This is a genomic window from Enterococcus sp. LJL90 (genome assembly GCF_056924355.1).
In genome coordinates this window covers 106341-130673 of the sequence record NZ_JBXPBQ010000007.1, presented here as the reverse complement: position 1 = coordinate 130673, position 24333 = coordinate 106341, and the positions used below count along the sequence as shown (strand labels likewise).

The window sequence follows — 24333 nt, the reverse complement described above, 5'->3', positions numbered from 1 at the left end:
ATTGGCAGTGTTAGTCAACAAACATTTTCTGCCGGCAGAAAAATTAGCTCCTAAGTTATGGCAAATGGCAGAAGCCAGCTATCAATTTGGAGCGCCGTGGCAGGAAAATGAATTTCTAGCTGATTTAAGTTTAGGTCACAGTGAGTACGTAATTTTTGTGGAGGACGATTTGATTTTAGGTTTTCTTGGTTATCATTGGGTCGTTGATGAAGCGGAGATTACTAATCTGGTCGTCAATCAAGCAGAAAAGCATCAGGGTGTCGGCAATCGCTTAATTTGTGAGCTGATGGATCAAGTAGGCAGTAAAGGCGTCGAGCATGTCTATTTAGAAGTGCGGGCCTCCAATGAAGCCGCCCAGAAATTATATAAGAAAAACAAATTTGTTGCTGTGGGCAAACGGAAACACTATTATCAAAACCCTCAGGAAGATGGAATTGTGATGTCAGGAAAGGTGCGCATTGAAAAATGTCAGAAGTTAAGAGCTTAATTTTGGCGATTGAAAGCAGCTGTGATGAAACCAGCGTCGCTGTTGTCGAAAACGGCGAAAAAATTTTAGCCAACATTGTCGCATCGCAAATAAAAAGTCATCGTCGTTTTGGCGGCGTCGTGCCAGAAGTTGCCAGTCGTCATCATGTGGAACAGATTACTTTGTGCATTGATGATGCGTTGGCGGAGGCAGAAATTGAACCACAAGATTTATCAGCAGTCGCCGTAACTTATGGCCCCGGTTTGGTGGGAGCCTTGTTAATTGGCGTATCAGCGGCTAAAGCTTTTGCTTGGGCATATGATTTGCCGTTAATTCCTGTCAATCATATGGCAGGACATATCTATGCGGCAAAATATGTGCAGCCGTTAAAGTTCCCGCTTTTAGCTTTATTAGTCAGCGGCGGGCATACCGAATTAGTTTATATGGTTGAAGATGGTTCTTATGAAATCATCGGCGAGACTCGTGATGATGCAGCTGGTGAAGCCTATGATAAAGTCGGCCGCATTTTAGACCTGCCTTATCCCAGCGGAAAAGCTTTGGATGAATTGGCTCATCAAGGAAAAGATACTTATCATTTTCCACGGGCAATGCTACAAGAAGATAATTTAGATTTTAGTTTTAGCGGTTTAAAGAGCGCTTTTATTAATTTAGTTCATAATGCGCAACAACGGGAAGAAATGTTAGTTCCTGAAGATTTAGCAGCCAGCTTTCAAGCCAGTGTGGTCGATGTCTTAGTCGGCAAAACTAAAAAAGCCTTGGCTAGCTATCCTGTTAAGCAATTAATTATTGCCGGCGGTGTTGCTGCCAACCAAGCTTTAAGAGCAGGCATGACTGAAATGATGGCTGAAAATTATCCGGAAATTGAACTGTTAATTCCGCCATTGCGTTTATGCGGTGATAATGCGGCTATGATTGGTGCCGCCGGTTATATTGAATTTAAAAAGCAGCATCTAGCCAATATGGCTTTGAATGCCAAGCCAAGTTTGACATTTTAAATTGAATCCTGTGGTTTTTCTAGAAATTTACGCAGGAGTCTGCTATAATTTTGGCAGTTAAAAAATGTCTGTTACGACAAAAGAGTAGCGATTACAGATTTTCACAGCGAGTTTAGATTTGGTGGGAGCTAAACAAAAATGTAATGGTGAAACGCCCTTGTCAGATCCTGTTTACAGACGGCAGCTACCGTTATCAGCATAAAGTTGGCCGCAATTGTGGCAATCAGAGTGGTACCGCGGGAAATTCTCGTCTCTAGTTCTGTCAGTTTTAGGGCTGACAGTCTTAGAGGCGTTTTTTATTTACTTATTTATTTTGTTAAGGGGAGAAATTTTATGAACAATCAAGAAATCGTGGCAAAGGTCATCTTTGATGTTGTCAAAGAACATTTGTCATTAGCCGAAGTCCAAAAATTATTGGAAACACCCAAGTCAGTTGACCATGGCGATGTGGCCTTTCCAGCCTTTGCTCTAGCCAAGGCTTTTCGCAAAGCGCCGCAGCAAATTGCGGCTGACTTAAAAGAGCAGATTAACGGGGAAGCCTTTGAAAAAATTGAAGTCGTGGGACCTTATTTAAATTTCTTTATGGATAAAGGCCAAGTCACTGAAAAAACGTTGAAGGCCGTGATTGAAGCTGGCGAACATTTCGGCGACAGCACAATTGGGGAAAATGGCAATGTCACGATTGACATGTCTTCGCCCAATATTGCAAAACCAATCTCAATGGGCCATTTGCGCTCAACAGTTATCGGCAACTCGATTGCCTTAATCATGAAAAAAATCGGCTACAACCCGATTCGGATTAATCATTTGGGGGACTGGGGCACGCAATTTGGTAAATTGATTGTGGCTTATAAAAAATGGGGCAGTGAAGAAGCAGTGCGGGCGACACCGATTACTGAGTTGCTGCGTCTTTATGTACAATTCCACGAAGAAGCTGAAACAGATAAAGCTTTGGAAGATGAAGCGCGGGCTTGGTTTAAACGCTTAGAAGAAAACGACGAAGAAGCGTTGCGTCTATGGCAATGGTTCAGAGAAGAGTCGCTAAAAGAATTCAATAAAATTTACGATATGTTGGAAATTTCTTTTGATTCTTTAAACGGAGAAGCCTTCTACAATGATAAAATGGCTGAAGTTGTTACTCTGTTAGAGGAAAAACATCTATTAAAAGAAAATCAAGGGGCAGAAATTGTTGATTTGTCTGCCTATGACTTAAACCCAGCCTTAATCCGTAAATCTGATGGGGCAACTTTATATATTACCCGAGATTTAGCGGCGGCTATTTATCGTAAACGGACCTATGATTTTGCCAAATCGTTGTATATTGTAGGAAACGAACAAAGCAATCACTTTAAACAATTAAAAGCCGTTCTCAAAGAGCTAGGCTTTGATTGGTCAGATGAGATGGTTCACGTGCCCTTTGGTTTAATTACTCAAGGTGGTAAGAAACTATCCACCCGTAAAGGTAAAATTGTTTTATTAGAAGAAGTTTTAAACGAAGCAATTGCATCTGCCAATGAACAAATTACCGAAAAAAATCCTGACCTCGCCAACAAGGATGAAGTGGCCAAACAAGTTGGGGTTGGAGCGGTAGTTTTCCACGATTTGAAAAATGATCGCTTAAATAATTTTGATTTTAATTTAGAAGAGGTTGTCCGCTTTGAAGGGGAAACCGGTCCTTACGTGCAATACACCTATGCTCGGGCAATGAGCATTTTACGGAAGGCTGACTTTGTCGCAGATGCCGAGAAGTCATATACTTTGGCTGACCCTGAAAGCTGGGAAGTCGTAAAATTATTACAAAAATATCCGGAAACAGTTTTACAGGCGGCTAACAATTTTGAACCGTCAGTGATTGCTAAGCATGCGATTAAATTAGCGCAGGCCTTTAATAAATACTACGCCCAAACTAAAATCTTAGTCGATGACAATGAAAAAGAAGCTCGTCTAGCACTAGTTTATGCACTGACAACCTTATTAAAAGAAGATTTACGCTTGCTAGGTGTTCATGCACCGCAGGAAATGTAGGACAAACTTAAAAGCTTAATGCCTTTGACATACGAACTCCTCTAACAGTTTTTTCTAGACTGTTAGAGGCTCTTCATAAATCTAGGCGTTAAGCTTTTTTTATCCGTTAATTCCAAAAGCCAATGCGTCGCGAGGAATCTTTAGCGGCTTTTTTTAACAGCGGCACCAGTTGCTGAACTTTTTGTGGATTCAAGCGTTGGGAATCTCCGACTAAAGAAATGGAAGCGACAACCGTTTCAGTATAATCTCTAACGGGAACAGCTAAAGAAGAAACGCCGACGGTTAACTCGTCTTTACTGTAAGCAAAACCGGCTTGACGGATTTTTCCCAATTCTTCGGCAAATTGTAAAGGATTAACAATTGTTGAGGGCGTATAAGCTGTCAAGGTTCGTTCACTTAATTTATCTAAAGGTGAAGGATCTTGAAAGGCTAATAAAAGTTTTCCTGAGCTAGTTGCGTGGGCCGGATTGCGCCGACCGAGATGAGTTTTCATTTTCGTGTGGCTGGCGGATTCTTCTTTAAAAATATAAATAATCTCCCAGTCATCTAAAACAGCTATGTGGCCGCTCTCATTTGTTTTGACGACTAATTGGCTAAGGATTGGTGACAATTCCTGCTGGATGGTAATGGAGCTTAGTGCAACGCCCGCCAAGGTTAGTAAAGACAAGCCTAAAAGATAAGACTGTTGATCTTTAGCTTTGCGGACGAAGCCTTCATTGGCCAAGGTGTTTAAAGTTCGGCTGACGGCACTTTTCGATAAGCCAGTCTGCTTGCTTAATTCAGTCACCCGCCATTTACTTTTTTCAACGGTAAAACATTTTAAAATCAATAATGCATTTTTTACAGATTGCAGTTCTTGTGTCATCAGAACCCTCCTGTTTCTCTATGTGCAACACGATAGGAAATTCTTTAAAATGTAATCGCTTACCATAGGAGTATTTTAAACTAAAAAAACAAAAAAATAAATCTTGTTGCTTATAAAGGGAAGCAGGGCTTTTGCATTTTGACAAAGCTTCGTATCATAAGGGCATAGATAAGCGAGAAATGACGGTTAACAAGACTATAAAGGAGGAGCGGAATGAAGTTTGATGCAGAAAAGTTAGCAGATTTTTTGGCAGCGGCCTTCCAAAGTAAAGGTGTGCAGCCACTAACAGAAATAGTTCCGGGCTTAACGGTGGATCAAGCCTATCGAGTGCAATTGGAAACAATCCGGCGGGCTTTAGCTAAAGGACAAAAGATTACCGGTAAAAAAATCGGATTAACTTCTGTCGCCATGCAGGAATCTTTAGGAGTCAATGAACCTGATTATGGTCATTTATTAGATGCCATGGAAATTTCCGATGGCAAAAAAGTTCCTGAGGAGTTAGTTTTGCAGCCGCGGGTTGAAGGAGAAATCGCCTTTGTTCTTAAAGAGCGATTGATGGGCCCAAACGTGACAGCAGATGAAGTCGTGGCGGCCACCGATTATATTACGCCGGCCATCGAAATTGTCGACAGTCGCATTAAAGATTGGCGGCTGACTTTGCCGGATACCGTTGGCGATAACGCTTCTTCGGGATTATATGTACTGAGCCCGGCCAAGTTTTCAATTCATGATTTTGATTTGCGATTAGTGGGCATGGCCCTTTATAAAAACAATGAATTAATTAATACCGGAACCGGTGCCGCTTGTTTGGACAATCCGATTAATGCAGTTGCTTGGTTAGCAAATAAATTGGCAGACTATGATATTGCTTTAGAAAAAGGTGAGGTCATTCTTTCGGGAGCATTATCAGCAGCGGTACCGGCAGCACCCGGCGATTATTTTGAAATGAAATTTAATCAAATGGGCACGGTGTCAGTTTACTTTTAAAAGGAGGCGTCTATTTTGGAAAAATTAAAGGCTGGAATTATCGGCTCGGGAAATATCGGCAGCGATTTAATGTTTAAATTAAAAAAATCTGAGCTGATTGAACCCACTGTGATGATTGGTATTGACGATCAGTCGCAGGGAATGATTAAAGCCCGTGAAAATGGGTTACAGACTTTTGCAGGCGGCATTGATGAATGGGCCGAAAAAGCTCCTGAGTCAGTTGATATTTTATTCGATGCGACATCTGCTACTGCTCATCTCCACAACAATGAAATCGCCCAAAGCTTAGGCAAAGTTATGTTGGATTTAACGCCAGCCGCAGTCGGTCCCTTTGTGATTCCTTCGGTAAATTTGGCGGAGTACATTCAAGAAAAAAATATTAATATGGTGACCTGCGGAGGCCAAGCAACCGTGCCGCTTATTGCGGCGATTGCTGAAGTGCAACCGGTGGAATATGGCGAGATTGTGGCTACGATTTCCAGTAAGAGCGCTGGTCCGGGTACGCGGGCAAATATTGATGAGTTCACTGAGACGACAAGTAAAGCCATCGAAGAAATCGGCAGTGCCGAAACTGGTCGGGCAATTATTATTTTAAATCCGGCGGAGCCACCGATTTTTATGCGGGACACTGTTCGCGTGTTGGTTGATGGCAAACCTAAAACGGCGGAAATTTTAGCAGCCATTGATAAAAAAGTGGCTGAAGTTCAGCAATATGTTCCTGGTTACCATCTGCGGAGTGAACCAATCATTGATAAAAATGAAATTACTGTTTTTATTGAAGTTGAAGGCGCTGGCGATTTTCTACCAAGCTATGCCGGTAACTTAGATATTATGACTTCGGCGGCGACCAAAGTGGCGGAAGAAATTGCAAAACACCGTAGTCAGGAGGAAGCGTAATGGAAAAAGATTTAGATGTGGTCATTACCGAGGTTGCCCTGCGGGATGGCAGTCACGCCGTCAGTCACAGCTTCACCGAAGAACAAGTCCGTGATGTGGTTAAAGCTTTAGATGACGCAAGGGTGCCTTATATTGAAGTGGCCCACGGTGATGGCTTAGGCGGCAGCACATTGCAATACGGTTTATCGCGGGTCAACGAATTTAAATTAATTGAAACGGCCGTAGCGACTGCGAAGTATTCTAAAATTGCTGTTTTACTTTTGCCGGGGATTGGCACAGTTCACGACTTGCAGCACGCCCGAGATTTAGGAGTATCTTTAGTTCGCGTGGCAACCCATGTTACTGAAGCCGATGTATCAGCTCAACATATAAAAGCTGCTAGAGAAATGGGTCTAACCACCTTTGGTTTTTTAATGATGGCCCATATGGCTCCCATCGATGTGCTAGTCAAGCAGGCGCAGCTAATGGAAAGTTATGGTGCCCAAGCCGTCTATATGACAGATTCCGCCGGCGCTCTCTTGCCTGATGAAGTCTTTGAACGAATTACCGCTTTGAAAAAAGCTCTGTCAATTGAAGTTGGCTTTCATGCCCATAATAATCTTGGACTAGCGATGGGCAATACTTTGGCAGCAGTTAAAGCAGGTGCAACTCGGATAGATGGCAGCATCCGAGCATTAGGTGCCGGAGCTGGTAACACTCAGACCGAAGTTTTAGTAGCGGTCTTAGATAAATTAAAAATAAAAACCGGAATTGATTTGTATAAAATTATCGATGCAGCAGAGGATGTGGTGGCACCAATTTTACAAACGCCGCAAATTATTACCAAAGATAGTTTGACAATGGGCTATGCTGGCGTTTATTCTAGCTTCCGTTTACATGCTCAAAGGGCTGGCGAAAAATTCGGCATTGATCCCCGTGATATTTTAATTGAATTAGGCAAAGAAAAGGTTGTAGGTGGGCAAGAAGATATGATTCTTGATGTTGCCAAAAGGATGAGTGAGGAAAGGGAGGCGCAAACTAGTTGAATGAAGAACGATTTGCAAAAATCGTCGCAGAAATTTTAGCTGCCCAGTTAATTCCCCAAGAAATTCCTAAGCTAACAGAAAGCCTAGCTGTTGATTTAACGGTGGCTGAAGCATATCAGATTCAAAAAGCTGTGTTAGAAAAAAGGATTTCTAAAGGGGAAAAAGTCAAAGGCTTAAAAATGGGCCTGACGAGTCGTGCCAAAATGCAACAGATGCAGGTTGATCAACCGGTTTACGGAAAGCTTTTAGATTCAATGGTCAGCTCAGATGGCGGCAGTATCGCCTTATCTAATTTTCTTCATCCAAAAGTGGAGGCAGAAATTGGTTTTGTTTTTAAACATGATTTATTCGGAGGAGATTTAACCATTTCCGAAGTAATGGCAGCCACGGATTATATTTTTCCGGCGCTAGAAATTATTGATAGCCGCTATAAAGATTTTAATTTTACGATTCCAGATGTAATCGCTGATAATACTTCGGCTGCCGGTGTCATTTTTAGTAACAATTCTCGAAAATTGACGACGCAGGATTTAGCAACGATTGGTGTCGTTTTAGAAATTAATGGACAAGTCAGAGAAACGGGAGCTGGAGCGGCGGTCTTGGAGCATCCGGTACAGGCCATTATTGAACTTGCGGAATTATTAGCCAAAGAAAAACAAATTTTGCCAGCTGGTTTACCGATTTTGACCGGCAGCATCACCCAAGCTGTTACTTTGCAGGCTGGTGATTATGTGACTGCCACTTTTGGTGAAGACTTAGGCAGTGTACGTCTATTTGTAAAGTGAGGAATAAAGATGCCCTTTGTTCATATTGATTTAATAGCAGGCAGAACTCCAGAAGTGATTGAAAAATTAATTGCTGAAGTAATAGCAACTGTCAGTCAAACGTTGGAGTCGCCACCGGAAAAAATTCGCGTTGTGATCAATGAAGTACCGGCTAGCCATTGGGGTATTGCTGGTGTTTCAGCAAATAAATTTGTAAAATAGAAAAGGAGAGAACCAACATGTCAAACCAAACCGTAGAGCCGTTATTTGAAGTTGCCCAATTAGCTATGATTAATCTTTACACGCCTAAACTCCATGAGTCCATCAAGTTTTTTGAAGTGATGGGAATGATTGTTGTTCATGAGGACAAAGAAGGCAGTGTTTATATGCGGGCTTATGAAGACCCTTACAAATACTCCATGAAATTAACGCCCCATCATGAAGCTGGCTTGGCAAAAGCTAGCTGGCGGGTGACAAGTCAAGCGGCTTTAGATCGTCGAGTTGCGGTCTTGGAAAAAATGCCGCAGGGACAAGGTTGGGTTGAACCAGCATATGGACGAGGCAAAGCTTACGAATTTACTAGCCCAGACCAACATCGTTTTGAATTATTCTTTGATGTGGAATACTATGAAGCGCCAGAAGAATTAAAATCAAAACTAAATAATCGGCCGCAAAGACGTCCGTTAACCGGCGTGCCTGTTCGTCGTCTTGATCATATGAACTGTTTAGCAAAAGACGTTGATAAAAATGTTGATTTCTTTACAGAAGTTCTTGGCTTTAACGTGCGGGAATATTTGGCAAAAGAAGATGGCTCAAAGGGAGCTGCTTGGTTATCAGTCTCTGCTTTGGTACACGAAATTGCCTTTATGACTGATGGCATGTTTGAAAAGGCTGAACCTGGACGGCTTCATCATGTGGCCTACTGGTTCGGTGACCCTCAAGATTTAGAATATCTTTCAGATGCCTTAACTGAATTGGGGATTCCAATTGAAGCTGGCCCATTAAAACATGGCGTATCGCAAGCGAAATGTATGTATGTAATCGAGCCTGGCGGTAATCGTATCGAATTATTCGGCGACACAGGTTACTTAATCTTTGATCCAACTTGGAAGCCAGTTGAATGGAACATCCATGATGCCGATAAAGCCATTATCTGGTACGGTGCTGAGCTGCCCCACAGCTATTTCCGTTATGGTACGCCAGTCATTGAAGACAAAGAAATTACGCCATTTTTCTAGCCAAAGAAGTTAGTTAGAACTTGCTAAAATGGTTGATCATTTTGAAGCTCTTAAATAAAGCATGCGCCCTCCATTTTTTTGGAGGGCAACTGCCTTTTTCAATTGTTGTAAATAAAATTAAAAAAAGAGGAGAATTACTATGGAAAAAAGACCGGAAATTGCGAATTCAATTCAAACTGGAAATTTTAAAACCAATTATCATGACTTAGGGAATGCCGATGGTGAAACAATTGTGATGCTGCACGGATCAGGCCCCGGGGTAACAGCTTGGGCCAATTGGAATAAAGTTTTTCCGATTTGGCAGGATGATTTTCATTTGTTGGCACCAGATATGGTCGGTTTCGGCTATACTGAACGGCCAGCTGGCATCAGCTACAACATGAATGTTTGGGTGCAGCAAACGATTGACTTTTTTGATGCTCTGGGCATTGAAAAAGCAAACTTAGTTGGAAATTCTTTTGGTGGGGCTCTCGCCTTGTCAATGGCCATTAAATATCCGGAAAGAGTTAATAAAATTATTTTGATGGGCAGTATGGGTGTCAGTTTTAAATTAACTTACGGACTGGATCGGGTTTGGGGGTATCAGCCTTCTTTGGCAAACATGGAGGAATTGTTAGAAATTTTCACGTATGATCATTCCTTTGTTACGCCAGAGCTGGTTAAAACCCGTTATGAATCTAGTAAAAAACCAGAGTTTCATGAGAGCTTCTCATCAATGTTTCCAGCTCCTCGGCAAAATGGCGTTGAAGGGATGGCAGGCAATCAACATTACATTCGCGATATTCCCCATGAAACTTTGATTATCCATGGTAGAGAAGATCGCGTCATTCCTGTCGAAACTTCTTTAAAACTCTCAAAACTGATTAAGAATTCGGAACTGCATATCTTTGGCAAATGCGGACATTGGACACAAATTGAAAAGACTCAGCGGTTCGCAGATACTGTCAGTGATTTTCTAAAAAAAGATTGGTAAACAATTTATGAAATAAAAGAGCTTCAAGAAACGTTGTCCTTAATTCGAATTAACTAAGGCAAGTCTGTATTGAAGCTCTTTTTAGCGTTTTCAAAATTCCTGCGTAGAATCTTCATAAGTTTTTCAAAAATTTTGTTTAAATTATTTTTAAGAAGAACGAAGCTACCGGGAGTGGTGAAAATGACCAAATTAGAAATTCTGCAATTAACAGTGGCGGTTTTATTAGCTGGTGGGATTATTTTAAAAATTAAACAGCTGTCAGCCTTTTTAAGTAATTTTTTTGAAAAAGACCGTTAGCGATGTTTTGCATTGCTTTTTTAAGGAAAATCCGCTAGAATTTAAGTAATCAACAAAGGAGGTCTTCAGCCATTGAAATTTTAAGCCAATTTTTTAGAAGAGAACAGAAAATAATTGCTCCCTTTATAGGAGGAGTTTGTTCTTTTTCAGGATTGGTCTAAAGATGGGATGAAGACATCGCTTAATTTTTTTGAGCAGTTTTTTAATCAACCCCTCAACCGTCTTGAATAGGCGGTTTTTTCACGTCTTATATAAAACTCTTACTTGAGCTGGGGCACAAGGAGGAGTTTTTTTATGGCGACAATTGAAATAAAAGAATTAAATTTTGCCTATGACGGCAAGGAACCATTATTTGAAGATGTCAATTTGACAATTGATAGTCATTGGAAATTAGGAATTATCGGTCGTAATGGTCGAGGGAAAACCACTTTAATGAAGCTCTTGTTAGGTCAAGAGGAATATAACGGGCAAATTATCCATCAACAGCAATTCGTGTATTTTCCTCAAACAGTCAATGATCCGACTCAATTGACCTATTACGTTTTACAGGAGTTATCTGATTTTGAAGATTGGCAGGTTTTGCGGGAGCTGCATCAATTAGGTTTGGACGACTCTATCTTTTGGCGGCCTTTTGATACCTTAAGTGGTGGCGAGCAGACAAAGATTTTGCTAAGTCTGCTGTTTTTAGAAGAAGGCTATTTTCCGTTAATCGATGAGCCGACCAATCATTTGGATTTGGCTGCTAGAGAGCAAGTCGCCGGTTATTTGAAGAAAAAGAAAAATGGCTTTATCCTAATCAGCCATGACCGACAATTTGTCGATGAGACGGTGGACCATATTATTTCGATTGATAAAAATCGTTTGGTTTTGTATCAAGGAAATTATTCGACCTATGATGCCGAAAAAGAACGGGAAGATAATTTTGAGCAGCAGCAAAATCAAAAGCTCAAGGGAGAAATTTCCCGTTTGAAAAAAACGGCTAAAGAAAAAGCTCAATGGTCACAAAGTCGTGAGACAGATAAATATGGCAAGCCGAATCAAAAAGGCAGCGGCGCCATTGGAGATACTGGCTTTATCGGTGCACGGGCTGCTCGGGTGATGAAGAAGTCCAAGAATTTAGAACGGCGGATGGATAAAAACATCGCTGACAAGGAACAACTGTTAAAAAATATCGAATATATTGATCCGTTGACCTTAAATTATCAACCGGATTATCATCAGCGTTTTCTGACCTTAGAAAACGTCAGCTTAAATTTTGGCGCTGAGCCCCTTTTTGAGGCGGTCAATGTCGATTTGTTAAAGGGCCAGAAGTTAGCGATTACGGGTGAAAATGGTTCCGGTAAATCCGCTCTATTAAAAGCGATTTTAGGAACCTTCACTGGTGAAATCAATGGAAAAATCAGTTTGAGGCAGGGAATTAAAATTTCTTATATCAAACAAAATTACGAAGCAAATCAAGGATACTTGAAGGATTTCGCTGAGACGGAGGGCTTAGATTACGAAAGTTTCCTGAGTAATTTAAAAAAATTAGGGATGGAACGTGATGTCTTCACCCAAAAAATTGAGACAATGAGTATGGGGCAAAAGAAAAAAGTTGAGGTGGCCAAATCCTTTTCTCAACCGGCGGCTTTATATGTTTGGGATGAGCCTCTAAATTATTTGGATGTCTTCAATCATAAACAATTGGAGGAACTGATTTTAAGTGTTGAGCCGACTTTGATTTTAGTCGATCACGATCAGCGTTTTATTGATGATATTCAAGTGGACCACCAAATAAAATTAAAAAGAGTCTTGAAATCAGCTAAATAGGATTTTTCGGATTGAAGCTAAATTTTGAAAATAACAACATATGGTTGAGCATTAACAAGTGAAATAACTGCCATGAAGACTGTTTTTCGCAGCGTAAATGGCAGTTATTTCATTGAAAAATTACTTTTTTAGAAATTTTACACTTAGATTGTAAAACAATCACAGTAAATACATGGGAATCAGTGATTTTCTATTGACTAATTACCTGTTGTACTATAAACTATTCAGAGTGTGTCAGGTAGACACAACTATCTCACATTCAAACATGTTTTTTAAAGTGGTGCTTTCTTTACTAGAGAGTTCTTTAAAAAGTTAAGTGTTTGGAGAGGGAAACAAAAAACCAAAAATTGGAGGAAACACAACATGGCAGTAATTTCAATGAAACAATTGCTAGAAGCCGGCGTTCACTTTGGTCACCAAACTCGTCGCTGGAACCCGAAAATGAAGAAATACATCTTCACAGAAAGAAATGGTATCTACATCATTGACTTGCAAAAAACAGTCAAATTAGTAGATGCAGCATACGACTACATGAAAGCTGTTGCTGAAGAAGGCGGCGTTGCTTTATTTGTCGGAACTAAAAAACAAGCACAAGAAGCAATCAAAGACGAAGCTATTCGTTCAGGTCAATACTATGTAAACCACCGTTGGTTAGGGGGAACTTTAACTAACTGGGATACAATCCAAAAACGTATTTCTCGTTTGAAACAAATCAATACAATGGAAGAAGATGGCACTTTTGAAGTGTTGCCTAAAAAAGAAGTTGTTGGTTTGAATAAAGAACGGGAACGTCTACAAAAATTCTTAGGCGGTATCGCTGATATGCCGAGAATTCCTGATGTAATGTACATCGTAGACCCTCGTAAAGAACGCATCGCTGTTCAAGAAGCTCACAAATTAAACATTCCAATCGTGGCAATGGTTGATACAAACTGTGATCCAGATGAAATCGATGTAGTGATTCCTTCAAATGATGACGCAATTCGCGCCGTTAAATTGATTACTGCGAAAATGGCTGATGCCTTTATCGAAGGTAACCAAGGGGAAGACCAAGTGATTGAAGAAGATTTTGTCGTTGAAACAGATGCAGACGGCGCAACTTCAATCGAAGAAATCGTTGATGTAGTAGAAGGCGACAACGCTGCTGAATCAGCTGAATAATTTTTAAAAATCGGAGCTGTTTCAAAGGCTAGGCTACAGGCCGCACTCTCCTTTGAAGCAGCTTTTTTTAGAGAAAATGATATCCAATAAAATTTATCATCAGGAGGAATTACTAAGATGGCAGATGTAACAGCTAAAATGGTAAAAGAATTACGGGAAAGAACTGGCGTTGGCATGATGGACGCTAAAAAAGCATTAGTTGAAGTAGAAGGCGATATGAATCAAGCAATCGACTTATTACGTGAAAAAGGGATGGCTAAAGCGGCTAAGAAAAATGACCGGATTGCAGCAGAAGGTTTAGCTTCTGTCGCGGTGAACGGTAACGTTGCAGCGATTGTTGAAGTGAACTCTGAAACTGACTTCGTTTCTAAAAATGAAATGTTCCAAGACTTAGTTAAAGAAATCGCTGAAGTAATTGCAGCAAACAAACCTGCTGACATGGATGCAGCAATGACTTTAGAAACTTCTAAAGGCAAAATGGACGCTGCTTTAATCGAAGCAACACAAGTTATCGGTGAAAAAATCAGTTTCCGTCGTTTTGAAATCGTTGAAAAAACTGACGATGCTGCATTTGGCGCATACCTACACATGGGTGGCCGGATTGCTGTATTAGCTTTATTAGAAGGCACAACTGACGAAAACGTAGCCAAAGACGTTGCAATGCACGTTGCGGCTATCAACCCTCGTTATGTGAATGAAACTCAAATTCCTCAAGAAGAATTAGATCATGAAAAAGCAATCTTAACTGAACAAGCTTTAAATGAAGGCAAACCAGCTCAAATCGTTGAAAAAATGGTAGAAGGCCGCTTGAAGAAATTCAAAGCGGAAATTGCTTTAGTTGACCAATTTTTCGTTAAAGACCCTGACATGACAGTGGAACAATATGTTGCTTCTAAAGGCGCAACTGTTAAATCATTCACTCGTTTTGAAGTCGGCGAAGGTATTGAAAAACGTGAAGATAACTTTGTTGAAGAAGTTATGAGCCAAGTGAAAAAATAATCTGTTTATGACAACAGATGGGAACCCATGAAAATGGGCTCCCTTTTTTTGCAGTCAAACAGCCCCATGACAGCAAAAATTATAATTGCTTTAAACAGACAATTTTTTTTATATTAAAAAATAACTGAAACTAAGAGATACTTTGGCAGTTGGTCCAAGACTATGATAAAATATCTGTTAGAAAGAGTTGGAGGAATACACATGAAACCGAAATATCAACGAGTCGTATTGAAACTTAGCGGAGAAGCTTTAGCTGGCAACGAAGGTTTTGGTATTAAGCCGCCGGTCATCAAAGAAATTATCAACGAGATTAAAGAAGTCCATGAATTAGGTGTTGAAATGGCCATCGTCGTTGGTGGCGGAAATATTTGGCGGGGGCAGATTGGTGCTCAAATGGGGATGGAAAGAGCCCAAGCGGATTACATGGGTATGTTAGCAACGGTGATGAACGCACTAGCTTTACAAGACACGTTAGAAAATGTCGGCGTACCAACCAGAGTGCAAACTTCAATTGAAATGCGACAAATTGCTGAACCGTATATTCGTCGTCGGGCGGAACGCCATTTAGAAAAAGGTCGGATTGTGATTTTTGCCGGCGGAACCGGTAATCCATATTTTTCAACGGACACAACAGCAGCATTAAGAGCGGCTGAAATTGGCGCAGATGTCATTTTAATGGCCAAAAATAATGTCGATGGTGTTTACTCGGCTGATCCTAAAGTCGATGCAAATGCTGTCAAATTTGAAGAGTTAACACATTTAGAAGTTATTTCTAAAGGCTTACAAGTAATGGATTCAACTGCAAGTTCATTGAGTATGGACAATGATATTCCATTAGTCGTCTTTAACCTAAACGAGACTGGTAATATTCGCCGGGCGATTTTAGGAGAAAATATTGGAACAACTGTGAGGGGGAAATAATCATGGCAGATGCAATTATGGACAGTGCCAAAGAAAAAATGAAAAAAGCTGAGGAAGCTTTACAAAGAGAACTTGGACAAATCAGAGCAGGCCGGGCCAATGCCAGCCTCTTGGATCGTATTCAAGTAAATTATTATGGTGCACCAACGCCAGTCAATCAAATGGCTTCAATCAACATTCCTGAAGCACGGGTCTTAATGATTACGCCTTTTGACAAAACCACTCTTGGTGATATCGAAAAAGCGATCATGGCTAGCGACATCGGCATCAGCCCAACCAATGATGGTAATGTGATTCGGTTGGTGATTCCGCAATTAACAGAAGAACGTCGGAAAGAATTAGCTAAAGAAGTAAAAAAAGTTGCTGAATCAGCAAAAATCGTAGTCCGCAACGTCCGTCGTGATGCCCTTGACGATTACAAGAAACAACAAAAGAGCGGCGACTTAACAGAAGATGACTTGCGGGATATGGAAAAGCAAGTCCAAACTTTGACAGACAACAGCATCAAACAAATTGATCAAATCACTGCTGACAAAGAAAAAGAATTACTAGAAGTTTAATTTTAAGCAGACGAGCAGGCAAGCGCTGTGGCGCTGGTCTGCTCTTTTTTTGCCGTAAATTTTTTAAAAAGCAGTTAAGGACTGGCAAAACTCACGAATATTCATAGGCAAGGCCGCTAGTTATTGATATAATGTTTGGGAATCTAGGGTTGGTAGGGTAGAAGGTTAGTACTGCATTTTTAGAAGGATTATTTGTTTGATTTTGAAATGAATCAGCTTTTCGGTTTTGCTTTTTGCAGTAATAATAAAGAAAAAGTTTTTTTCTATGTGTTAACAAATTTAACGACACTAGCGTTTAGCAGAATGATATACGGATGAGGCTACTGACAGAGAAAGAAAGATTTCTCTGGAGGTCTTTATTTGAAATCTAAGTTTGTCAGTACACATACGATTCGACTAATTGGATTTGTTTGGTTAAGTCGAACTGGCAAATCAAACTAATTTTTGAAAAAATTAATTCCTTAATATGAAGTAGGATGTCAGTTCTGCTTTTCGCAGTATTACAACGAAGAAATGGCTCTTTCAGATTGTTAACAAATTTAACGACACTGATGTTTAGCAGAATGATATACGGATGAGGCTACTGACAGAAAAAGGAAGATTTCCTTGGAGGTCCTTATTTGAAATCTAAGTTTGTCAGTACGCATACGATTCGACTAATTGGGTTTGTTTGGTTAAGTCGAACTCGCAAATCAAACTAAATTTCTCCAGAGAAATTTATTACCTTAGTACGAAGTAGGATGTCAGTTCTGCTTTTCGCAGTATACAATTTAGAAATAGCTCTTTCAGATTGTTAACAAATTTAGCGACACTAGCGTTTAGCAGAATGATATACGAATAAGGCTACTGACAGAGAAAGGAAGATTTCCTTGGAGGTCCTTATTCGAAATCTAAGTTTGTCAGTACGCATACGATTCGACTAATTGGATTTGTTTGGTTAAGTCGAACTCGCAAATCAAACTAATTTTCGAAAAAAATTAATTCCTTAATATGAAGTAGGATGTCAGTTCTGCTTTTCGCAGTATTACAACGAAGAAATAGCTTTTTCAGATTGTTAACAAAATTAGCGACGCTAGCGTTTAGCAGAATGATATACGAATGAGAATCAAACTAAATTTCTCCAGAGAAATTTATTACCTTAGTACGAAGTAGGAGGAAAAATCATGTTACGCTTTTTTCCACAAAAAAATAAATTTGTTCAGCCGGAAAGTGAGCTGGTTTTTGATAAAGCCGGATTGATTCCTAATCATGTGGCGATTATCATGGACGGCAATGGCCGTTGGGCGCAAAACCGCCGGCTGCCGCGGGTGGCTGGTCATAAAGAAGGCATGGAAAATGTGAAACGAATTACCAAGCACGCTTCACGAATTGGTGTCAAGGTGTTGACGCTTTATGCCTTTTCGACGGAAAATTGGAAACGGCCGGACTCGGAGGTTAATTTTTTGATGCAGCTGCCGGTTGATTTTTTTGATAAATTCGTACCGGAATTAATTGAAGAAAACGTTAAGGTTGAGGTGATGGGCTATCGAGATGCTTTACCAGAGCATACCAAAAAAGCCGTTGCTGATGCTATCGAGCAGACGAAAAATAATACGGGCATGATTTTGAATTTTGCTTTAAACTATGGCGGTCGTGCTGAAATTTTATCGGCAGTTCAAGCGATTGGCGAAGAAATTGCCAGCGGTGAGCGCTTAGTGACGGAAATTACCGATGCAGCCATTGCAGATCATTTGATGACGGGCGTTTTACCAGCGGACTACCGCGATCCTGAATTAGTGATTCGAACTAGCGGTGAGGAGAGAATCAGCAATTTTCTGCTGTGGCAAATTGCCTATAGCGAATTATTTTTTACTGAGGCTTTGTGGCCTGATTTTAACGATGAATTATTAGAACATGCACTCGCTTCATATCAAAATCGCAATCGACGTTTTGGCGGTTTGGATGAAGCAGCAGACGAGGAGGATGAGCATTGAGACAAAGAGTGATCACTGCTGTAATTGCCCTGATATTTTTTATTCCAATTATAGCCTATGGGGGGTATCCCTTAGATATAGTTGCGGCAGCGTTAGCGGTTGTTGGGGTTTATGAATTATTTAGAATGCGGGGGCTGACACTGCTAAGTTTAGAGGGTGGACTGTCAGCACTAGGCGCAATTTTATTAGTCTTACCGGTGGAGCGTTGGTTCTTCTTTTTGCCAAGCGGCATCAGCAATTTTACTTTATATTATTTAATTGTTATGGTTCTTTTAGGAATTGGGGTAATCTCCAATAATTCTTACACGATTGACGAAGCCGGTTTTCCCGTAATTGTTTCATTGTATGTTGGTGTCGGCTTCCAAAATTTGGTTGCAGCCCGTTCCCACAGTGTTCAAATGGTTATTTTGGCCTTATTTATTGTTTGGGCGACAGATATCGGTGCCTATATGATTGGTCGTCAATATGGCAAGCGCAAACTTTTACCAAGCATTTCGCCGAATAAAACGGTTGAAGGTGCGTTAGGCGGCATCGGCTGTGCAATGTTTATCACGTTAATCTTTACGTTATTGTATCCAGCACAGCAATATTTTAACCACGGCTTATTAGCAATGATTATTTTTGCGGCTTTCTTCTCAGTCTTTGGTCAATTTGGCGATTTAGTCGAATCGGCCATCAAGCGTCATTATGATGTGAAGGATTCTGGAAAAATTTTACCTGGACATGGCGGTATTCTAGATCGCTTTGACAGCCTGCTATTCGTTTTTCCAATCATGCACTTATTTGGATTATTTTAAAAGGTCATCACAAAAAACTACAGCTAACAAGAACTATTCTTGTCGGCTGCAGTTTTTTTATTAACGAGGAATAGAAGGAATTAATAGCTGATTTGCTTTCACATCGAAAATTCCCGTTGGTGTAATCCGAATAAACGGCAGGTGTGTCGCCGCTAAAAACATCAGAGCAAAACCAATGTCAGCAAAAGCAAATCCGTGGGCTGCCATTATTTTTTTGAGCTCTTTATCCTTTTGAATCAATTGTTCCATCGGCAATAAAGACATGCGGCCGTCTAATTCTAAAGGTAACTCGAAAATAATTTCACCGTTATCAACCAAGACAAGGCCACCGCCAATTGTTTTTAAACGCTCAAAGGCCAGTGTCATGTCCGGTTGATTTTTACCGATTAATAAAAGGTCCATCGTGCCAGAATAAGTGGTGGCCATGCCGCCCAAGGAATTGACAAAGCCTTTAATAAAGGTGCTGACCCGCCATTTTCCTTGTTTGTCTAGTTTCACAATCAGCGCTTCGTCAGCATCTAATTTCGCTTGACTCAAGGTGCCTGAAAAATTTTTTTCATAAGGCCGAGTAATGACATTGTTGATGACATGAATACCGACAGTTGTCTCAATGTCAAAATCATTTGCAGTTAAATCCCAATCAATTTTCGCTGGCTCGAAGCCAAATTCAGCCCAATTGAAATTCTGATAAGCGGTGGTTGTCTCAGTACTTTTTTTAACCCACTGGCCTTTTGCTAAGACATGGACAGGTGTAGGATTTTTTTTATCCTGCAAGAAATTGATATTGGCAATCCGGCCAGTTGCCAGTGAGCCGTATTGATCTTCGATATCATAATAGCTGGCTACGTTAAACGCCGCCATGTTATAAGCATGTGTTTCAGGAATGCCTTTAGCCAAAACCATTTTGATTAAACGATCAGTGATGCCATTTTCATAAAAATATGGATGACCACCGTCTGTTGTCAGCATAAAGCGGCTAAATTCGTTGACGCCCGCTGCCAGTAAATCGTCTAATAGCACATCTAAATCCGGACGAATCGAAGAATCCCGCAAAGTCACCATATAGCCATTTTGAATTCTCGCCATGACTTCAGCTCCCGTCATCGCCTCATGGTCAGCATCAGCTCCCAGCAATTTAAGTTTGGCTAAAGTTTTTGCAGAGGAGCCGGGGAAATGGCCTTCAATTTTTTTGTTTCGCTTTTTGGTTTCCAACATCCAACTAAGTAATTCATCGTCGCCTTTTAATAGGCGGGGCCAAGCAGTTAATTCTCCTGCTTGAATAACGTGTTCATTATCCAACCAATCTAGAATCATTTCAGTGTTAAACAAATTGTCGCTTGGTAAAAATTCGGTCTGGCTGTCTAGACGGGCCCACCAAAAGGTAGTCGTTGGTAGCTGACTAATCGCCTCCATCATCGCAAACAAGTTTTTTGTTGGCTGTGTCATCAAGAAAAATAAATTGTCATTAATCAGCATTGTGGTCCCAAGCTTGGCTGCATATTCTGCTAGCGAAACGGGGTTATAAAATTGACTTGGGTGGATATGCGGTTCAATATAGCCTGGGACTAAAAAAAGCTCTGTACAGTCCATGATTTCGACATCCGTTAATTCCTCTGGCATTTCCTCACCGACATAAATAATTCTATCCTGATAAATCCAGAGATTACCTTGGTTCCACCGTCTCAAGTAAACATTTAAGTAAGTCGCATTTTTCAACACCAAATTTGGTGAGCCTTGCCCATCTAATAGCGCAACTTGCTGCCTTAATTCATCAATTGACCAACGATTTTTCACAGTATTGCCTCCTTTTGAAATAGCGCTTTCATTAATTTTATTTTAGCATATTTCCTTATGGAACAAGTCATAGCGGATTCATTCTGTTTATCAGTTCCTATTATGGCTACTATCAGAATTTGTTAGAGGCGGATGTTGAAAAAATCGTTTTAAACTAAAATGCTTATTTGAATTAATTCTGTATTGTTAGAGGCAACTAAAAAATTGTTGCTCAGATTAACAAGCTAAAAAAATGAGTTCAGAGTTGTAGAGAAGAAATTAATCCGATTTAAATCAATAAAACTATTCCATTCTGCAATGATAACTCAAGCAGTCAAAAAGATTTTTCCAAAAAAGTTTTTAGATTCAGCTCCCAGATTAAGTCTTTTAAACTTCTTTTACTGGAGACTGGAAAACTTTTAGTCTTTTTGTAAAATGCAGGTGCTAGCTGCAGGGTTTTTGCATAGGGGCAAGGCTGATACTAAGCCTTGGTAAATGACTCTAGGTAAACCTGGCAGTTTTTTTAAAAATTTTAAAATTTCACAAAAAATTTAAAAGACTGATAGATCAATAAAAAACTGTTGATTTTTGAGAGAAAATGGTCAGAAGCCCGCTAGTATGCTAAAATTAAGCTTGTTTTATAGAACAAACTTAGTGTAAACTCCTTACAAGGTTGAGAAAACTTTGTTAGAAAATGAAAACAAAGGAAGGATTTCAAATGAGAACAGTTATAACCTTTATTATTGTCTTTGGCGTAATCGTCTTAGTTCATGAGTTTGGTCATTTCTTTTTCGCAAAGCGCTCGGGAATTTTAGTCAGAGAATTTGCGATTGGCATGGGACCAAAGATTTGGGGGTACCGGGATAAAACCGGAACTACCTATACATTGCGCTTGCTACCAATTGGTGGTTATGTGCGGATGGCTGGCAACGGCGAAGAGGAAGTTGAGATGACTCCCGGCATGCCGATTTCAGTTGAGCTAGATCAACACAATAAAGTTGTCAAAATCAACACCAGTAAAAAAGTTCAATTAACCCACGGCATTCCTTTAGAATTGACTGAACATGATTTAGTGGATGCTTTAACGATTTCTGGTTATGTCAATGGTGATGAGTCTGAAGTGGTGACTTACAATGTCGACCACGACGCCACAATTATTGAACCTGACGGCATTGAAATTCGGATTGCTCCGCGGGATGTGCAATTTCAATCTGCAAAATTATGGCAGCGTTTATTAACAAACTTTGCCGGTCCGATGAATAATTTTATTTTAGCGGTAATTTTATTTATTGTGGTTGCTTTTATGCGGGGTGGTGTCTATGATTCTAATTCGACAACCCTTGGAGACATTCAAGCTGATAGTGTTGCCGCCAGTGCCGGTTTGCAATCCGGCGATACGGTTTTATCAGTAGACGGAGAAGCTGTAACGACTTGGACAGAAATGCAGACCGATATTCAAGCTAGTCCAGATGAAGAAATAACGCTTGAAGTTGAACGTGCTGGTGAAGAGCTGACAATTGATTTAACACCAGCAGCGACAGTCTCTGGCGATGAAACTTACGGCATGATTGGGGTGAGTCCAGCTTTAATTGAGACTAGTGTCTTCGATAAAATTGCTAGTGGTTTTTCTGCGACAATTGCCAACTCGCTAGGTATCTTTCAAGCACTGGGTCGTCTGGTAACCAACTTTAGTTTAAATCAATTAGGCGGACCAGTGGCCATTTTCCAAATGTCTTCTGAGGCAGCCAGCTCTGGTTTAATCACAGTCATTAGCTTTATGGCGATGCTGTCAGTTAATCTGGGCATCATGAATCTATTGCCGATTCCGGCTTTGGATGGCGGGAAAATTGTCTTAAATCTAATTGAAGGAATACGAGGCAAGCCAATTAGTCCTGAAAAAGAAGGAATTTTAACTTTGATTGGTTTTGGTTGCTTAATGCTTTTAATGATTTTTGTAACCTGGAACGATATTCAACGCTTTTTATTTTAGCTAGTTGATGAACCAATCGTAAGACGAGGAGATTTAAAAATGAAACAGTCAAAAATGTTGATTCCAACCCTGCGGGAAGTTCCAGCAGATGCTGAAGCACTGAGTCATCAAATGCTCTTGCGGGGTGGTTTTATTCGCCAAGTGTCAGCGGGGATTTATTCCTACTTGCCTTTAGCCAATCGGGTCTTGGAGAAATTAAAGGGCATTATGCGGGAAGAATTTGCGAAAATCGATGCGATTGAAATGCTGATGCCGGCTTTATTACCGGCAGAGTTGTGGAAGGAATCAGGCCGTTATGAAACCTACGGGCCAAGTTTATATCGATTAAGCGATCGCAATCAGCGGGATATGATTTTAGGTCCCACCCATGAGGAAGCCTTTACGGAATTAATCAGGAATGAAATCAATTCCTATAAACGTTTGCCTCTTTCCCTGTATCAAATCCAAACAAAGTTTCGGGATGAAAAGCGACCACGTTTTGGATTATTGCGGGGACGGGAATTCATTATGAAAGACGGTTATTCTTTTCACGATTCTGAGGAAAGTTTAAACGAAGGCTACAAAAGTTATGAGGCTGCCTATCATAAAATTTTTGAGCGCTGCGGCTTAGAGTTTCGAGCGATTATCGGCGATGGCGGAGCGATGGGGGGTAAAGACTCCAAGGAATTTATGGCGATTGCTGACATCGGTGAAGATACCATTTGCTATTCTACGGAGAGTGATTACGCAGCCAATTTAGAAATGGCTACCAGTGAATACTCGCCAAGTATCTCAAGAGAGTCTTTAGGCGAACTTGAAAAAATTGCGACACCAAATGTTAAGACGATTCAAGAAGTTACAGACTTTTTTGAAATTTCGCCAAAGAAAATTATCAAATCTGTTTTGTTTATGGCAGATGGTCAACCAGTCTTAGTTTTAGTCCGGGGAGATCACGAAGTTAACGAAGTTAAATTAAAAAACTTTTTAAAGGTCGATTACTTAGAAGAAGCTGCAGAAGCAGACGTCAAAGAAAACTTTAACGCTGACTTTGGTTCGATTGGGCCAGTGGGTATTGCTGAGAACGTGAAAGTCTACGCTGATTTATTTGTACAGGATATCTCCAATGGGATTGCTGGCGCCAATGAGACAGATTTCCATTACAAGAATGTTAATTCTGGTCGAGATTTTTCTGTCAGTGAGTATGCTGATTTGCGGTACGTAAAAGAAGGCGATCCTTCACCAGATGGTTCTGGTGTATTAGCCTTTACCAAAGGAATTGAAATCGGCCATATTTTTAAACTTGGCACCCGCTATAGTGAAGCGATGGATGCAAAAGTTTTAGATGAAAATGGTCGGGAAAAAACCGTGACAATGGGTTGCTATGGCATTGGTGTCAGCCGGTTATTGGCGGCCATCGTCGAGCAAAACGCCGATGAAAAAAGTATCCACTGGCCGGCGGGAATCGCACCGTTTGATGTGCATATCATTCAAATGAATGTCAAAGATGAGTATCAAACACGTCTAACCGCTGAAGTCGAAGAAGCGATGAAGCAAGTCGGCTATGAAGTTTTAGTGGATGATCGCAATGAACGGGCTGGCGTGAAATTCACCGACTCTGATTTAATCGGTTGCCCGATTCGAATTACTGTTGGTAAAAAAGCAGTCGACGGTGTCGTTGAAGTAAAAATTCAAAAAACTGGGGAAATGATTGAAGTCAGAAAAGATGAGTTGGCTTCAACTTTAAATATTTTATTAAATCCTAGCGAATAAGTTTTGAGAGAACATCAGCTGCCGGCTGGTGTTTTTCTCTTGTCTCAA

21 protein-coding genes and 1 other annotated feature are annotated in these 24333 nt (G+C 40.5%); of the genes, 19 read left to right on the top strand and 2 right to left on the bottom strand.

Annotated elements, in window-relative coordinates; translation table 11 throughout:
• Nucleotides 1–7 precede the first annotated feature (7 nt).
• The 3 genes from rimI to argS all read left to right on the top strand — a co-directional run bounded on the left by rimI (nucleotide 8) and on the right by argS (nucleotide 3507).
• A complete protein-coding gene (gene rimI / locus AC1Z3S_RS14970) occupies nucleotides 8–487 on the top strand; it encodes a ribosomal protein S18-alanine N-acetyltransferase (RefSeq protein ID WP_461736850.1) in 480 nt (159 codons plus the stop codon).
• On the top strand, nucleotides 466–1482 hold the full coding sequence (gene tsaD / locus AC1Z3S_RS14965; protein ID WP_461741024.1) for a tRNA (adenosine(37)-N6)-threonylcarbamoyltransferase complex transferase subunit TsaD: 1017 nt from the start codon (nucleotides 466–468) through the stop codon (nucleotides 1480–1482). The genes rimI and tsaD overlap by 22 nt, the downstream gene beginning before the upstream one ends.
• Nucleotides 1483–1543: 61 nt before the next feature.
• Nucleotides 1544–1740 (top strand) — a binding site (T-box leader).
• Between the two features lie 75 nt (nucleotides 1741–1815).
• Nucleotides 1816–3507 carry an arginine--tRNA ligase gene (gene argS, locus AC1Z3S_RS14960; RefSeq protein WP_461741023.1) on the top strand — a complete coding sequence of 564 codons (1692 nt, stop codon included), beginning with the start codon at nucleotides 1816–1818 and terminating at the stop codon, nucleotides 3505–3507.
• Between the two features lie 106 nt (nucleotides 3508–3613).
• Here argS and AC1Z3S_RS14955 read toward each other — a convergent pair whose 3' ends face one another.
• Nucleotides 3614–4372, bottom strand: coding sequence for an IclR family transcriptional regulator (locus AC1Z3S_RS14955; protein WP_461736846.1), 759 nt, complete (start codon nucleotides 4370–4372; stop codon nucleotides 3614–3616).
• A gap of 213 nt (nucleotides 4373–4585) precedes the next feature.
• On the opposite strand from AC1Z3S_RS14955, the gene AC1Z3S_RS14950 reads away from it, so the two are divergent.
• The 14 genes from AC1Z3S_RS14950 (at nucleotide 4586) to AC1Z3S_RS14885 (ending at nucleotide 18773) form a co-directional block, all read left to right on the top strand.
• Complete coding sequence (locus AC1Z3S_RS14950) at nucleotides 4586–5359, top strand: 2-keto-4-pentenoate hydratase (RefSeq protein WP_461741022.1); 774 nt, start codon at nucleotides 4586–4588, stop codon at nucleotides 5357–5359.
• Nucleotides 5360–5374: 15 nt separating this feature from the next.
• Nucleotides 5375–6256, top strand: coding sequence for an acetaldehyde dehydrogenase (acetylating) (locus tag AC1Z3S_RS14945; RefSeq protein WP_461736843.1), 882 nt, complete (start codon nucleotides 5375–5377; stop codon nucleotides 6254–6256).
• On the top strand, nucleotides 6256–7281 hold the full coding sequence (gene dmpG, locus AC1Z3S_RS14940) for a 4-hydroxy-2-oxovalerate aldolase (protein WP_461741021.1): 1026 nt from the start codon (nucleotides 6256–6258) through the stop codon (nucleotides 7279–7281). Before AC1Z3S_RS14945 ends, dmpG begins: the two co-directional genes overlap by 1 nt.
• Complete coding sequence (locus tag AC1Z3S_RS14935) at nucleotides 7278–8066, top strand: 2-keto-4-pentenoate hydratase (protein WP_461741020.1); 789 nt, start codon at nucleotides 7278–7280, stop codon at nucleotides 8064–8066. Before dmpG ends, AC1Z3S_RS14935 begins: the two co-directional genes overlap by 4 nt.
• 9 nt (nucleotides 8067–8075) lie before the next feature.
• Complete coding sequence (locus AC1Z3S_RS14930; protein ID WP_461741019.1) at nucleotides 8076–8267, top strand: 4-oxalocrotonate tautomerase; 192 nt, start codon at nucleotides 8076–8078, stop codon at nucleotides 8265–8267.
• A 17-nt stretch (nucleotides 8268–8284) separates the two neighbouring features.
• Entirely contained in the window at nucleotides 8285–9283 is a 999-nt protein-coding gene (locus AC1Z3S_RS14925) for a VOC family protein (protein WP_461736838.1), read from the top strand.
• A gap of 139 nt (nucleotides 9284–9422) precedes the next feature.
• Nucleotides 9423–10256 carry an alpha/beta fold hydrolase gene (locus AC1Z3S_RS14920; protein ID WP_461736836.1) on the top strand — a complete coding sequence of 278 codons (834 nt, stop codon included), beginning with the start codon at nucleotides 9423–9425 and terminating at the stop codon, nucleotides 10254–10256.
• A gap of 591 nt (nucleotides 10257–10847) precedes the next feature.
• Nucleotides 10848–12362 (top strand): ribosomal protection-like ABC-F family protein, encoded by a 1515-nt coding sequence (gene abc-f, locus AC1Z3S_RS14915; protein ID WP_461741018.1) that lies wholly within the window; start codon nucleotides 10848–10850, stop codon nucleotides 12360–12362.
• Nucleotides 12363–12725: 363 nt separating this feature from the next.
• A complete protein-coding gene (rpsB, locus tag AC1Z3S_RS14910; RefSeq protein WP_265459149.1) occupies nucleotides 12726–13523 on the top strand; it encodes a 30S ribosomal protein S2 in 798 nt (265 codons plus the stop codon).
• Nucleotides 13524–13640: 117 nt separating this feature from the next.
• Entirely contained in the window at nucleotides 13641–14522 is an 882-nt protein-coding gene (gene tsf, locus AC1Z3S_RS14905) for a translation elongation factor Ts (RefSeq protein WP_461741017.1), read from the top strand.
• Between the two features lie 201 nt (nucleotides 14523–14723).
• Nucleotides 14724–15443 carry a UMP kinase gene (gene pyrH, locus AC1Z3S_RS14900; protein WP_265459151.1) on the top strand — a complete coding sequence of 240 codons (720 nt, stop codon included), beginning with the start codon at nucleotides 14724–14726 and terminating at the stop codon, nucleotides 15441–15443.
• Between the two features lie 2 nt (nucleotides 15444–15445).
• A complete protein-coding gene (gene frr, locus AC1Z3S_RS14895; protein WP_265459152.1) occupies nucleotides 15446–16003 on the top strand; it encodes a ribosome recycling factor in 558 nt (185 codons plus the stop codon).
• Between the two features lie 1163 nt (nucleotides 16004–17166).
• Complete coding sequence (locus tag AC1Z3S_RS14890; RefSeq protein WP_461741016.1) at nucleotides 17167–17976, top strand: isoprenyl transferase; 810 nt, start codon at nucleotides 17167–17169, stop codon at nucleotides 17974–17976.
• On the top strand, nucleotides 17973–18773 hold the full coding sequence (locus tag AC1Z3S_RS14885; protein WP_265459154.1) for a phosphatidate cytidylyltransferase: 801 nt from the start codon (nucleotides 17973–17975) through the stop codon (nucleotides 18771–18773). Before AC1Z3S_RS14890 ends, AC1Z3S_RS14885 begins: the two co-directional genes overlap by 4 nt.
• 60 nt (nucleotides 18774–18833) lie before the next feature.
• On the opposite strand, the gene AC1Z3S_RS14880 is transcribed toward AC1Z3S_RS14885, so the two are convergent.
• Nucleotides 18834–20567, bottom strand: a complete 1734-nt coding sequence (locus tag AC1Z3S_RS14880; RefSeq protein WP_461741015.1) for an adenine deaminase C-terminal domain-containing protein — start codon at nucleotides 20565–20567, stop codon at nucleotides 18834–18836.
• 697 nt (nucleotides 20568–21264) lie between these two features.
• Here AC1Z3S_RS14880 and rseP point away from each other — a divergent pair.
• Nucleotides 21265–22536 (top strand): RIP metalloprotease RseP, encoded by a 1272-nt coding sequence (gene rseP / locus AC1Z3S_RS14875; RefSeq protein ID WP_461741014.1) that lies wholly within the window; start codon nucleotides 21265–21267, stop codon nucleotides 22534–22536.
• Nucleotides 22537–22575: 39 nt separating this feature from the next.
• On the top strand, nucleotides 22576–24285 hold the full coding sequence (locus AC1Z3S_RS14870) for a proline--tRNA ligase (RefSeq protein ID WP_461741013.1): 1710 nt from the start codon (nucleotides 22576–22578) through the stop codon (nucleotides 24283–24285).
• Nucleotides 24286–24333: the final 48 nt, after the last annotated feature.

Excerpts from the sequence above, each read along its gene's own strand:
- tsaD (WP_461741024.1), top strand. The coding sequence starts at position 466 with ATGTCAGAAGTTAAGAGCTTAATTTTGGCGATTGAAAGCAGCTGTGAT.
- argS (WP_461741023.1), top strand. The coding sequence starts at position 1,816 with ATGAACAATCAAGAAATCGTGGCAAAGGTCATCTTTGATGTTGTCAAA.
- AC1Z3S_RS14955 (WP_461736846.1), bottom strand. The coding sequence starts at position 4,372 with ATGACACAAGAACTGCAATCTGTAAAAAATGCATTATTGATTTTAAAA.
- AC1Z3S_RS14950 (WP_461741022.1), top strand. The coding sequence starts at position 4,586 with ATGAAGTTTGATGCAGAAAAGTTAGCAGATTTTTTGGCAGCGGCCTTC.
- dmpG (WP_461741021.1), top strand. The coding sequence starts at position 6,256 with ATGGAAAAAGATTTAGATGTGGTCATTACCGAGGTTGCCCTGCGGGAT.
- AC1Z3S_RS14930 (WP_461741019.1), top strand. The coding sequence starts at position 8,076 with ATGCCCTTTGTTCATATTGATTTAATAGCAGGCAGAACTCCAGAAGTG.
- AC1Z3S_RS14925 (WP_461736838.1), top strand. The coding sequence starts at position 8,285 with ATGTCAAACCAAACCGTAGAGCCGTTATTTGAAGTTGCCCAATTAGCT.
- AC1Z3S_RS14920 (WP_461736836.1), top strand. The coding sequence starts at position 9,423 with ATGGAAAAAAGACCGGAAATTGCGAATTCAATTCAAACTGGAAATTTT.
- abc-f (WP_461741018.1), top strand. The coding sequence starts at position 10,848 with ATGGCGACAATTGAAATAAAAGAATTAAATTTTGCCTATGACGGCAAG.
- rpsB (WP_265459149.1), top strand. The coding sequence starts at position 12,726 with ATGGCAGTAATTTCAATGAAACAATTGCTAGAAGCCGGCGTTCACTTT.
- tsf (WP_461741017.1), top strand. The coding sequence starts at position 13,641 with ATGGCAGATGTAACAGCTAAAATGGTAAAAGAATTACGGGAAAGAACT.
- pyrH (WP_265459151.1), top strand. The coding sequence starts at position 14,724 with ATGAAACCGAAATATCAACGAGTCGTATTGAAACTTAGCGGAGAAGCT.
- frr (WP_265459152.1), top strand. The coding sequence starts at position 15,446 with ATGGCAGATGCAATTATGGACAGTGCCAAAGAAAAAATGAAAAAAGCT.
- AC1Z3S_RS14890 (WP_461741016.1), top strand. The coding sequence starts at position 17,167 with ATGTTACGCTTTTTTCCACAAAAAAATAAATTTGTTCAGCCGGAAAGT.
- rseP (WP_461741014.1), top strand. The coding sequence starts at position 21,265 with ATGAGAACAGTTATAACCTTTATTATTGTCTTTGGCGTAATCGTCTTA.
- AC1Z3S_RS14870 (WP_461741013.1), top strand. The coding sequence starts at position 22,576 with ATGAAACAGTCAAAAATGTTGATTCCAACCCTGCGGGAAGTTCCAGCA.